This window comes from Streptomyces sediminimaris (assembly GCF_047049295.1).
GTDB classification, from domain to species: Bacteria; Actinomycetota; Actinomycetes; order Streptomycetales; family Streptomycetaceae; genus Streptomyces; species Streptomyces sediminimaris.
Genome location: NZ_JBJWOT010000001.1, coordinates 2,994,502 through 3,006,461, shown reverse-complemented (window position 1 = coordinate 3,006,461; position 11,960 = coordinate 2,994,502). Strand labels below are relative to the sequence as shown.

Genomic DNA, 11,960 nt, shown 5'->3' with positions numbered 1-11,960 from the left:
GTATCACGCCGAGGCCGGTGTAAGCCGCATCTTTGTCCGGAGCCCACCAAGCCCGGCGTCCCGCCTTTGTCGACCGCTGACGGTGATCGGGCGGGGGACGCCGGGATAGCGTCACCGTGTCCCAGCATGTCCTCGTCACCCGCGGAGTCCTCATGAGCACCGCCGCCGCCACCGCCCGCCCCCGCGAGGTCCTCGCCGACCTCCTCCCCGCGTCCCGTCTGAAGGACGTGGCGCTCGTGCTCGGCGGCGCCGCGCTCACCGGCCTCGCGGCCCAGATCTCCGTCCCCGTCCCGGGCTCCCCGGTGCCGGTGACCGGTCAGACCTTCGCCGCCCTGCTGGTGGGCACGACGCTCGGCGCGAGCCGCGGCCTGGCCTCCCTCCTGCTGTACGCGCTGGCCGGGCTCGCCGGTGTGCCGTGGTTCGCCGGCGGCACCTCCGGTGTCTCCGTCTCCTTCGGCTACATCGTCGGCATGATGCTCGCCTCCGCCGCCGTGGGCGCACTGGCCCGCCGGGGCGCCGACCGCTCCGTGGTGCGCATGGCGGGCACGATGCTGCTCGGCGAGGCGATCATCTACGCCGTCGGTGTCCCCTACCTCGCCCACGCCGCCCACCTGCCGCTGTCCGCGGCGGTCGCGGCGGGCCTGACGCCGTTCCTGATCGGCGACGCCCTGAAGGCGGCCCTGGCGATGGGCGTCATGCCCACCGCGTGGAAGCTCGTCGGCAAGCGCTGACGCCCGGCCGCCGGCTGCACCTCCGGACACGGCCGGGGCGCGTGGGCGCCCCGGCCGTGACGTATGTCCGGGACGGCTCGGCCGGCGGACGCGTCAGCCGTGCGGCCGGCGGACCGGACGCCGGGACGTCCACCGCAGCCCCGCAGCGCCGGCAGCGATCAGCGCCGCACCCGCGGCGCCCAGCGGCAGGACGTCCCGTCCGACGCCCGTCTTCGGCAGTTCCTTCCGGTCGCCGCCCGGCGCCACCGGCTTGTTGTCGGTGCCGAGCAGCAGGGGAGTGGCCGGGGCGTTCGGCGAGGGGTTCGTCGTACCGAAGGGAACCGGGCCCTGCTGCCAGTACGTCTTCTTCCCGTCACCGGACTGCACGGGCAGACAGATCTTGCCGGTCCTGTTCAGGTCGTAGGTGGCATCGACGGCGTACGACTTCGACTTGCCGGCCGCGAGATTGCCGATCGGACAGGAGAAACCGCTGTTCGAACCCGCTGGAAGATTGTTCTCGGCAATCTGGGAGCAGCCTTGCACGCTTTTGACCGTGAGGCCGTCGAAACCGACGACCAAAAGCTGGATCTTTCCGCTGTCCTTGGTCCCTTCGTTCTTGACCGTTGCGGTAATCGCCGTCTTTCGCGAGCCGTTGTCGACCGAGATCCGCGAAGGCAGGAGCGTTGTCAGCCGCACACCTGCCGGCGCCTCGTCGACGGCCTTTCCCCCCTTGCCGCTGCCGGGTCCCTGGTCGTCCGCGCCGGCGGTGAAGGGAAGGATCATCACCGCCGAAAAAGATGCCGCTACCAGCGATCCCGCGATGGCCGTCATGCGAAGAGAACTCATGTTCACATCCCCCTTGGCTGCGCCTGAATTCGCAGTACTTGAAGAGCTACCACAAGATTTCTCCGCACTATGCTGGTACGGCACGAAGTGTGACCATTGTGGGACAGTCGGGACGTTGCATGGGTAATTGAGGGGGTGCAGCGGATTGCCGGGAAAGTCGGGAAATGCGAGGAACGGCGGAGTTCCGGGGTTGCTGGTGACCGGGCGTTACCGGCTGGTCGAGAGTATCGGCCAGGGAGGAATGGGGCGGGTGTGGCGGGCGACCGACGAAATACTCGACCGTCCGGTCGCCGTCAAGGAGATGCGCATCGACGGACTGGACGCGGAGGACTCCCGCACCCGCCGCGAACGCACGCTGCGCGAGGCCAGGGCGACAGCCCGGATCGACCACCCCAATGTCGTGCGGGTCTACGACGTCGTCGACGAGGGCGAACGGCTGTGGATCGTCATGGAGCTGGTCGCGGGCCGCTCCCTGGAACGGCTGGTGGCACAGGACGGCCCGCTGGCGCCGGGCGCGACGGCACGGATCGGGCTGGGTCTGGTGGGAGCCCTGCGCCAGGTGCACGCGCGCGGTGTGCTGCACCGCGACATCAAGCCCGGGAACGTCCTGGTGGGAAACGGCGCGGAGCGCGTCGTGCTCACGGACTTCGGCATCGCCGCGATCCAGGACGCCAAGGCGCTCACCATGGTCGGGATGCTCGTCGGCTCCCCCGACTACATGGCTCCCGAGCGTGTCTCCGGCCGCCCGCAGGGCCCGCCGTCCGACGTGTGGTCGCTCGGCGCGACACTCTGCGCCGCCCTGGGCGGCCGGTCGCCCTTCTCCCGCCACACGACCCTGGCCACGCTGCACGCGGTCCTGTACGAGGAGCCCGAACTCCCCGCCGCGTCCGGCCCCTTGCGGGACGTCCTGGCCGCGCTCCTGGAGAAGGACCCCGCGGCCCGCCCGGACCTGGACGACCTGGAGGAGGCGCTGCTCCCGGTCGCCTTCCCGCCGACCGTGCCGACGCTTCCCGTGGGCCGGGAACAGGGGCAGGAAGGGCGCGAGGGGCGGGAAGGGCAAGAGGGGCGGGAAGGGCCCAAAGCGCAGGAGAGGCAGGAGAGGCAGGAGAGGCCAGAAGGGGAAGAAGGGCAAGAGGGCGACGGCGGTACGGAGGCGGAGGGGACGGGCGAGGACGCGGCGACCTCCGGGGCAGGGCCCGCCGTGGAGCCGGAGCGGCCCACCCCGGTCTACCTGGACACCCGCCTCCTGCGAGCCGCACGCAACCCCGGGCGACCCGGTCCCGGTCCCGCCGGTCTCGGCCCCGGCCCCGGCCCCGGACCCGCGCCCGGCCCCGGACCCGACGCCCGACCCGCGCCCGGTCCCGGACGCCGACCCGCGCCCGGACCCGACGCCCGACCCGCGCCCGGCCGCGGACCGGACGCCGTACCCGCGACCGAACCCGGCCCCGGACCCGACGCCCGACCCGCGCCCGGACCCGCCCCCGAACCCGGACCCGCCCCCGAACCCGAACCCGCCCCCGTCCAGGACGCGGTACCGCAGCGGGCGCCGGAGCACGCGACAGCTCCCGGTCACCCGCACACCGGGGCCTTCGGCGAGCCCCCTCCGGAGGTCTCCTCGCAGGGGCGTTCGGAGGCCCGTTCCGAGATGCCGTCCGCGAACCCCGCTCCCCCCGCCGGGCAACGGCCCGGCGTCTCGCTGGTCCGCACCTCCACGGCCCCCGTGCAGCATCCCCCGCGGGAGAACGGCTCCGGCACGTCGGCACCCGCCACCCGGCAGGGCCCCGCCTCCCCTCCGGAGCCGTCCACCCGCCCCGCCCTGGGCCCGCACCCCCTGCGCGTGCCGGGGCGCGGACTGCCCGGCCCCGCGCACCCGGCCGCCCCCCGCCGCACCCGTCGCCGCGCCGGCCTCCTGGCCGCCGGCGGTCTGGTCCTCGCGGGCGCCGTCGTCGCCGTCGTCCTGCTGACCGACTCCGGTGCGTCCGGCGGCGATCGCGCGGGTTCCGCCACGTCGCCCCCGGCGTCCGCCGCCTCGCCGGACGGCCGTTCGTCGCCCACCGTGGAGGGCACGTCGAGGCCGCAGACCCTGCCGCCGGGCGTGCACCGCGAGGGCGGGTACGCCTGGGCGACTCCCCAGGGCTGGCGCCGTGACGTCAAGACGGGCTCGGAGGTGCACTACACCTCCCCGGACGGCACACAGGAACTCGCGGCCGCGTCGTCCGTCGCCCGCGGCGACCTGATGGAGACCTGGGCGAAGTCGGAGCGCAACGCCCACCAGGGGCAGAACTACCGGAAGATCCGCCTGGAGAAGGCGACCTTCCGCGGCAACCCCGCGGTCGTGTGGGAGTACACCTTCACGCTGAACGGCACGCCCTGGCACGCCCGGCTGCTGGGCTTCACCCAGGAGGGCAGGACCTTCCAGATCAACACCTGGTACCAGCCGGACACCGAGAGCCGGGCCCTGAAGACCTACGGCGAGGTCAAGGACAGCTTCATCGTGCTGTGAACCGTGCTGTGAACCGTATGCGGCCCGCCGTGGACCGTACGGGCCCGGGCACGGGAAAGGGGCCCGCGGCGATTCCCGCGGGCCCCTGCCCTCACCGGCACGCGTACGTGCCCAAGTCCTCCGGCGTCAGCCCGCCTTGACCTCGTCCGGTGCCGTCACGGCGGACCCGGTCGCGGCGGCGGCCCGGCCGCCGCGCACCTTCTCCTTGACCACGGCGACGACGAGCACCACCGCTGCCACGAGCAGCGACAGCAGCACCGTCTCCCGTCCGTCGTGCTCCGTGTCGGTGAGCATGTAGCCCAGCACGAAGACGATCAGAGCGGCTGCCGCCCAGGTCAGGTACGGGTACAGCCACATCTTCACGACCAGCTTCTCCGGCGCCTCGGCCTGGATGATCCTCCGCATGCGCAGCTGCGAGAAGCAGATGACCAGCCAGACGAACAGGGCCACCGCGCCACTGGAGTTGACCAGGAACAGGAAGACCGAGTCCGGGAACTTGTAGTTGAAGAACACGGCGACGAACCCGAAGACCACCGACGCGACGATCGCGGCCCGCGGCACGCCGCGGGACGTGGTCCGCGCGAACATCCTCGGCGCGTCGCCCCGCTCGCCCAGCGAGAACGCCATGCGGGAGGCCGTGTAGAGGCCGGAGTTGAGGCAGGACAGCACCGACGTCAGCACGATGAAGTTCATGATCTGGCCGGCGTGCGCGATGCCCAGGGAGTCGAGGGCGGCGACGTAGGAGCCCTTCTCCTTGATCGCCGGGTCGTTCCACGGCAGGAGCGAGACGACCACGAGGATCGAGCCCAGGTAGAAGACCGCGATACGCCAGATGATGCTGTTGGTGGACTTGGTGACCGCCCGCCGCGGGTCCTCGGACTCACCGGCGGCCAGGGTGGCGATCTCGCTGCCCATGAAGGAGAAGACGACGAGCAGCACACCGGTGAGGATGGCGCCGGGCCCGTGCGGCAGGAAGCCGCCGTGGTCGGTGAGGTTGCCGAAACCCGCCTTGTCGCTGTGGACGCCGGGCAGCACACCGAAGACCGCCAGCGCGCCGACCACGATGAACGCGCCGATCGCGACGACCTTGATCCCGGCGAACCAGAACTCGAACTCACCGTAGGAACCGACGGAGACGAGGTTGGTGGCGGTCAGCACGAGCATCACGATGAGGGCCCAGCCCCACTGCGGGACGGCCGGTATCCAGCTCTGGAGGATCGTGGCGCCTGCGGTGGCCTCGACCGCGAGCACCACGACCCAGAAGAACCAGTACAGCCAGCCGATGGAGAACCCGGCCCAGCGGCCGAGCGCCCGGTCGGCGTGCGCCGAGAACGACCCGGAGGTCGGGTTGGCCGCGGACATCTCGCCCAGCATGCGCATCACGAGCACGACGAGGGTGCCGACGAGGGCGTACGACAGGAGGATGCCGGGGCCTGCGGTGGCGATGCCGGAGCTGGAGCCGACGAACAGTCCGGCTCCGATGACACCGCCGATGGCGATCATCGTCAGATGACGGTTCTTGAGTCCGGCCTGGAGACCAGTCATGGGGGAAATCCTTCGCGCCTTGTGAGCGGTCCCCGTACGAGCGGTGTACGGGTCGGACCAGTGAAACGGAGGCTAACTGATTCGTGAACCTTTGAAATGGGATCGTTACTTGAGGTTTTCTTGAGGTTCTGTGGTTGAAGCCACAGTTTTTCCTTGTCGGCACCCGGGGCTGCCACCCGGAATCGCCCGTGTCACACTCGGAGCCATGCGCGTGTACCTCGGCTCCGACCATGCCGGCTTCGAACTGAAGAACCACCTCGTCGAGTGGCTCAGGGCGGCAGGCCACGACCCCGTCGACTGCGGCCCGCACGTCTACGACGCCCAGGACGACTACCCGCCCTTCTGCCTGCGTGCCGCCGAGCGGACGGCCGCGGACCCCGACTCCCTCGGCATCGTGATCGGCGGCTCCGGCAACGGCGAGCAGATCGCGGCGAACAAGGTGAAGGGTGTGCGCGCGGCACTGGCCTGGAGCGAGGAGACCGCGTCCCTGGGCCGGCAGCACAACGACGCCAACGTGGTGGCGGTCGGCGCCCGCATGCACACCACGCAGGAGGCGACGAAGTTCGTCGAGACCTTCCTGGGCACTCCGTTCTCGGGGGACCAGCGCCACGTGCGCCGCATCGACATGCTCGCCGACTACGAGAGGACCGGCGAGCTGCCCCCGATCCCGGCGCACCACCCGCAGCAGGACTGAGCCGAACGCCCCCAGGGGGCCGGAAGGGAACAGCAGCCGTGCCAGAGGGGCACACGATCCACCGGCTGGCGTCGGACTACGCCGGCCGCTTCCTGGGCACGGCGCCGCGGGTGACCAGCCCCCAGGGCAAGTTCTCCGACGCCGCCGCCCTGCTCGACGGCGCCGAGCTCACCAGTACCGAGGCCCACGGCAAGCACCTCTTCCTGGGCTTCCGCGACGCCGACTGGGTCCACATCCACCTGGGCCTGTTCGGCAAGGTCGCCTTCGGCGACGCCCCCGCCCCGCCGCCCACCGGCACCGTCCGCCTGCGGCTCGCGAACGACACGTCCTACGTCGACCTGCGCGGACCGACGACCTGCGCACTCGTCACGGACGCCGAGAAGAAGGCCGTCCACGACCGGCTGGGCCCCGACCCGCTGCGCGCCGACGCCGATCCGCGGGCGGCCTACCGGCGCGTCTCCCGCAGCCGTACGCCGATCGCGGCCCTGCTCATGGACCAGAAGGTGATCGCCGGCGTCGGCAACGTCTACCGCGCCGAGGTCCTCTTCCGGCACGGCATCGACCCCTACCGCCCGGGCAGGGACATCGCCCCCGCCGAGTGGGACGCCGTCTGGGCCGACCTGGCCGGGCTGATGCGCGAGGGCGTCCGCGACAACCGCATCGACACCGTGCGGCCCGAGCACACCCCGGAGGCGATGGGCCGCCCGCCGCGCGTGGACGACCACGGCGGCGAGGTGTACGTCTACCGCCGGGCCGCGCTGCCCTGCCACGTCTGCGGCGGCGAGATCCGCACCGCCTCTCTCGCCGCCCGCAACCTGTTCTGGTGCCCGGCCTGCCAGCGGACGTGACGCCGTGCCGGGTCCGGCGCCCTCAGAAGCCGTGCGGCAGCCACGGCGCCACAGTGGAGGCGAAGGCGAGCGACGCCTCCGCGAGCGTGCCCCGCCGCAGCTCCCGCACCCGCCCGGCGGCGGCGAGCGCGTCCAGGGTCACACCGCCGAGGTAGGCCGAGCCCAGCTCCCGCACGGACAGCGCGAGATCGGCCGCGTCCTCCGTGCGCGCGCAGGACGCGCCCTTCGGGTCGCCGGTCAGCCGCCAACGGCCGCTGTTCCAGGGGCAGAAGGAGTCTTCGACGTCCAGCACCACGTCCACCGGCGCCTGGTACGTCCGCGCCTCCAGGGCCGCCCCGACGTCCACCAGCCGTATGTGCAGCGAGTCCCGCACGAGCAGTGAGCAGCGCCGGATGTCGGAGACCATGTGCTGCCAGCCCTCGTCGAGCGGCCGTCCGCGCGTGCTGATCGTCGAGGTGAGGTCGATGTCGCACAGGAACCGCCACAGCGCGGCGTGCGCCGCCGGATCGAGCGCGTACAGATCCCGCAGGACGGCCGTTCCGTTGGGGCCCGCGTGCTCCCAGCCCCCCTTGATCCGGAAGAGCGCGTACCCGACGGTCTCCCCGCCCGCTGCCGCGCTCCCCGCCGCCCGCTCGGCGAGCACGCACTGCAGCGGCGAGGCGCCGTCCCGCCCGCTCTCCGGGTCGAGCAGCGCCACCCGCTCCCAGCCCGGCATCCGCGCCAGCATCCCCGGGCGCCGCGGCACCAGCCGGGCGTAGACCGACTCGCAGGCGCCGAGCGCCTCGGCGGGCGCCGCGTACCGCAGCCGTACCTCATCGGTGCCGGGCGGCACGGACAGCCGTACGCGGGCCGTGTCGACCTCGGCGTTGACGTGGTAGGTGCCGACGCCGTACCCGAACCGGCCGTAGATCGCGGGCTCGGAGGCGGTCAGGACGGCCAGCGGCTCGCCCCAGGCCCGCACGTCGTCCAACTGCCGCCGCATCATGGAGGTCAGCACGCCCCGCCGCCGGTGCGTGGCGGCCACGCTCACCATGGTCACGCCCGCCGCGGGCACCGAGGCCCCGCCGGGCACGGTCAGCCGGAAACCGAATGCCCCGGCCGTCCCCACGCACGTATCGTCGTCCCAGGCACCGATGGAACGGTCCGTCTCCGTGAGCTCGCGCCACAGCGCGCGCTCCTCGGCCGACTCCGGGATCCCGCCGAAGGCGCGGATCAGGTTGTCGTACCACTCGTCCCAGTTCTCCTGGCACAGCACGCGCAAGTCAGTCGCCATGAACCATGCCTACCAGGGCGTTGCGGGACGAGCGAGGGAATTTCGCGGTGACGGACCCGCAACGGCTTTCTGTGAAGTTCACTGTGAAGTCGAACCTCGGACGGGGGACAAGTGGGACCTCCCGTGCCAAGCAGCTGGTCCGATGGATAGGGTCCCGAACTGATGGCAGCAGGACGAGAGCGGCGCGCGGAAGCCGAGACGTTCACGGCCCGGTTGAAGATGCAGTGGCACCGGGCCCGCACCGGCCTGCGCAGAAGCGCCGTCGACTACTTCCGCGGGGACGGCTCGGACTGGGTGGCGCTGGCCGGGCTGCTCCTGACCGTGCCGGTGATCGCGGCCGTGACGCTCGCCGACTCCGTGTGGTGCTCCCCGGCCGTGCTGGTCCTGCCGATCGTGGCGGGCGGCCTGCTGCTGCGCCCGGCGAGCCTGCTCGGTCTGTACGCGGCCGCGGCCACGGCGCTGATCGTGGAGTCGGTGCGGCTCGGCCCCTACACGGAAGGCTCCTCCCGGGTCACCCCGGGCGTGGTGCTGGTGGTCGCCGCCTGCGGCTTCTTCGGCCTGCTCATCGCCCAGTTCCGCAGCCGGGTCGGCGTGCCCTGGCGGCGCGGCGGCACCATGCTCTTCGACCTCCGCGAACGCATCCGGGTGCAGAGCAAGCTGCCGCAGCTGCCGGTGGGCTGGCACCGGGAGATGGCGCTGCGCCCCGCGGGCGGTCAGTCCTTCTCGGGCGACTTCGTGGTCGCCGCCCGCACCGGCGGCGGCCGCACGCTGGAGGTCGTCCTCACGGACGTCTCCGGCAAGGGCATGGACGCGGGCTCGCGCGCGCTGCTGCTGTCGGGGGCGTTCGGCGGACTGCTGGGCTCACTGCCCCCGCACGCCTTCCTCCCGGCGGCCAACGGCTATCTGCTCCGCCAGGACTGGCAGGAGGGGTTCGCCACCTCCATCCATCTCGTCCTGGACCTCGACTCCGGGGACTACGAGCTGTACTCCGCCGGGCATCCCCCCGGCCTCCAGCTCAGCGCGGGCAGCGGGCGCTGGGAGGAGAAGACCGCCGAGGGCCCGCTCCTCGGCGTCTACGACGGCGCGCAGTTCGACCCGGTGAAGGGCTCGCTGCGCCCCGGCGACGTGCTGATGCTGTTCACGGACGGCCTCGTGGAGACCTCCGAGCGCGACATCGTCGAGGGCATCGACCGCCTCACGGGCGAGGCCGACCGCTATGTCGCCGGCGGCTTCCACGGCGCCGCCTGGCACCTCATCGAGGCGGTGGCCAAGGACGTCAACGACGACCGTGCCCTGCTGCTGATCTGCCGCGAGGGCCCGACGGTGACGTCCCGCCCGCCGGCCCTGCCCTGAGCCCCGAGGACGGCGGGCGGGGCCCACTCCCGGCCCGCGCGGCCCCGCCCGAGAGGACACCGGACACGTGAGCGGAACGCCCCGGACACCGATGACCCTGGCCGAAGTCGAGGCCACCGCCCGCGCCGCCCATGAGGGGCAGACCGACAAGGCGGGACGGCCCTACGCCGAGCACCTGAGCGCCGTCGCGGAGGGCGTCCGGGCGCGCGGCGGCGACGCGGAGCAGATCGCGGCGGCCTGGCTGCACGACGCCGTCGAGGACGGCGCGCTCTCCGCCGCGTGGCTGGACGGGGCCGCGCTCAGCCGCCGTACGAAGGACATCGTGCGGGCGGTCACCAAGCGGGCGGGGGAGCGGCCGGAGGAGTACGCGGCACGCGTCCTCGCCACACCGGGCGCCCTGCTGGTGAAGGAGGCGGACCTGGCGCACAACGCCGACCCGGCCCGCCTCGCCCGCCTGGAGGACGGGCCCACCCGCACGCGACTGACCGAGAAGTACACGCGCATGCGCGCACTTCTCGGCCTCCGGCAGCCGCCGGGCTAGGTGCGTCGCCCTGTGCGACGGGAACCGTCGGACAGGACCTATGCGCCGGCGTTCGCCGTCTCGCGCGGCCGTCGCTGCTCGCGTTCACCGGCCGGCTCCGCCGTCTCGGGCCTGAACGCCCACTTCATCTCGGGCTCCACCACGAACCGGAGGGCCCGCCGCACCGCCGGCGTGCACAGCACCGTGACCATGGCGGCCGCGGTGAGCGTCACGGCGATCTCGCCGAGCGGGCCGTGCAGCCACCTGTGGTCGAACCAGCCGTAGAAGTCACCGGCCTTGACCACGAAGCCGTGCAGCAGATAGCCGTACAGCGTGCCCGCGCCGAGCGCGGTGAACCAGGTCCTGCGCCGCGGCACCCAGGCGTAGAAGCACGCGGTCAGCAGCAGCGAGCAGCCGAACAGCGCGAGCACCATGACCGGTCCGGTCCACCACGGCGCGCCCAACTCCTGGGCGGCGTCGCGGTGGTAGAACCACGCCGGGTCCATGCGCGGCACCGCCCACCAGCCGAAGGCCAGGGCGCCCGCGAACACCGGCACCGCGGCGATCCGCACCGCGCGCGTGCGCACCCTCCGGAAGTGCTCGGGCTTCATGCACAGGCCCAGCACGAAGTACGGCAGGAACTGCAGCACCCGCTGGAGGTCGAGGTCGTTGCCGATCTCGGGGGAGACCGACCCGAACATCGCGATGCCGAGCGCGATCGGCAGCGGCCGGCGCAGGTTCCGCCACAGCGGTGTCGTCACGCGCCAGATGAACAGCGCGACCAGGAACCAGGTGAGGTACCAGGGGTCGAGCAGGCTGACGTCCATGCCCGGGTCGTGGTCGGCGTAGCGCTTGAAGAGGGAGTACGCCGTCTCGAAGACGACGTAGGGCACGACGACCCCCGTGACCAGGCGCCTGAGGCGGTCGGGGCGCAGGTCGAAACTGCGCGAGAAATAGCCGGAGATGATGATGAAGGCCGGCATGTGGAAGGTGTACACGACGGTGTACGCCGCCTCCAGGACGCGGCTGTCACCCTTCAGCGGCTCCCAGGAGTGGCCCATGGCCACCAGCACGATCGCCAGGTACTTCGCGTTGTCGAAGAACGCGTCGCGCTGTCTCCCGCGCGATGCGGGCTGTTCCCGCTGTTCCCGGGACGGGCGGGGAGTCGGTACGCCTGAGGCCGGCGGGTCTGCCGGAGGCAGTGGCGTGGTGCGGTGGCCGTGCGGCGGCAACGAGTTCGTCACAGACCCTCCCCTCGGAAACGGGGGGAGGCGATCCCGGACCTCGCTGCGCATACGGGGGACGAGGCAGCGTGAAACATTTGAGGAACCCTAGCGGCGTCCCTGCGTTTTCGTAAAACTCCCCGTGTCTTTCCTGGTTATTGGCTTCGGCTACCTCTCATTAAGGCAACTCGGCTTCCCGGCACGGGTGATGGTGAACACACCATTACATGTCCTGGTTGTCGTGACTCATCCCGACTAAGCGGGGCATATGATCCGGCGATGGCTCTGCCGGATTGTCCGCTTCATCTGCCTTTGGGGGGACTCTCGTTGAGGATTTCGGGTGACTGTGGGGACCATTCGAAATGCCTGCGAACGCGTTGTGTGGAAACGGAAACGATCCCGCTGAATTTCCTGTGCGGGTGCGTCTTCGAAATGCTGTGCGGAG

General features: G+C 71.8%; 10 protein-coding genes. 6 read left to right on the top strand and 4 right to left on the bottom strand.

Annotated features, from left to right (window positions below; all coding sequences use genetic code 11):
• The first annotated feature begins 152 nt into the window (after positions 1 to 152).
• Positions 153 to 731, top strand: coding sequence for a biotin transporter BioY (locus ACJ9NR_RS13990; protein ID WP_412488827.1), 579 nt, complete (start codon positions 153 to 155; stop codon positions 729 to 731).
• A 93-nt stretch (positions 732 to 824) separates the two neighbouring features.
• Here ACJ9NR_RS13990 and ACJ9NR_RS13985 read toward each other — a convergent pair whose 3' ends face one another.
• On the bottom strand, positions 825 to 1,541 hold the full coding sequence (locus tag ACJ9NR_RS13985) for a hypothetical protein (RefSeq protein ID WP_412487880.1): 717 nt from the start codon (positions 1,539 to 1,541) through the stop codon (positions 825 to 827).
• Between the two features lie 211 nt (positions 1,542 to 1,752).
• On the opposite strand from ACJ9NR_RS13985, the gene ACJ9NR_RS13980 reads away from it, so the two are divergent.
• Complete coding sequence (locus ACJ9NR_RS13980; protein ID WP_491074817.1) at positions 1,753 to 4,059, top strand: serine/threonine-protein kinase; 2,307 nt, start codon at positions 1,753 to 1,755, stop codon at positions 4,057 to 4,059.
• Between the two features lie 126 nt (positions 4,060 to 4,185).
• On the opposite strand, the gene ACJ9NR_RS13975 is transcribed toward ACJ9NR_RS13980, so the two are convergent.
• The gene (locus ACJ9NR_RS13975; RefSeq protein WP_412487879.1) at positions 4,186 to 5,604 is read right to left on the bottom strand and encodes an amino acid permease; all 1,419 of its coding nucleotides are present in this window, start codon (positions 5,602 to 5,604) and stop codon (positions 4,186 to 4,188) included.
• A 205-nt stretch (positions 5,605 to 5,809) separates the two neighbouring features.
• Between ACJ9NR_RS13975 and ACJ9NR_RS13970 the strand changes: the two genes are divergently transcribed.
• Positions 5,810 to 6,298, top strand: a complete 489-nt coding sequence (locus ACJ9NR_RS13970) for a ribose-5-phosphate isomerase (protein WP_412487878.1) — start codon at positions 5,810 to 5,812, stop codon at positions 6,296 to 6,298.
• A gap of 38 nt (positions 6,299 to 6,336) precedes the next feature.
• On the top strand, positions 6,337 to 7,146 hold the full coding sequence (locus ACJ9NR_RS13965) for an Fpg/Nei family DNA glycosylase (RefSeq protein ID WP_412487877.1): 810 nt from the start codon (positions 6,337 to 6,339) through the stop codon (positions 7,144 to 7,146).
• 22 nt (positions 7,147 to 7,168) lie between these two features.
• On the opposite strand, the gene ACJ9NR_RS13960 is transcribed toward ACJ9NR_RS13965, so the two are convergent.
• Positions 7,169 to 8,419 carry a GNAT family N-acetyltransferase gene (locus ACJ9NR_RS13960; RefSeq protein WP_412487876.1) on the bottom strand — a complete coding sequence of 417 codons (1,251 nt, stop codon included), beginning with the start codon at positions 8,417 to 8,419 and terminating at the stop codon, positions 7,169 to 7,171.
• 162 nt (positions 8,420 to 8,581) lie between these two features.
• Between ACJ9NR_RS13960 and ACJ9NR_RS13955 the strand changes: the two genes are divergently transcribed.
• Both ACJ9NR_RS13955 and ACJ9NR_RS13950 read left to right on the top strand, forming a co-directional pair.
• The gene (locus ACJ9NR_RS13955) at positions 8,582 to 9,772 is read left to right on the top strand and encodes a SpoIIE family protein phosphatase (RefSeq protein ID WP_412487875.1); all 1,191 of its coding nucleotides are present in this window, start codon (positions 8,582 to 8,584) and stop codon (positions 9,770 to 9,772) included.
• Positions 9,773 to 9,863: 91 nt separating this feature from the next.
• The gene (locus ACJ9NR_RS13950; protein ID WP_412488825.1) at positions 9,864 to 10,313 is read left to right on the top strand and encodes an HD domain-containing protein; all 450 of its coding nucleotides are present in this window, start codon (positions 9,864 to 9,866) and stop codon (positions 10,311 to 10,313) included.
• A 38-nt stretch (positions 10,314 to 10,351) separates the two neighbouring features.
• Here ACJ9NR_RS13950 and ACJ9NR_RS13945 read toward each other — a convergent pair whose 3' ends face one another.
• A complete protein-coding gene (locus tag ACJ9NR_RS13945; RefSeq protein ID WP_412487874.1) occupies positions 10,352 to 11,536 on the bottom strand; it encodes an acyltransferase family protein in 1,185 nt (394 codons plus the stop codon).
• Positions 11,537 to 11,960: the final 424 nt, after the last annotated feature.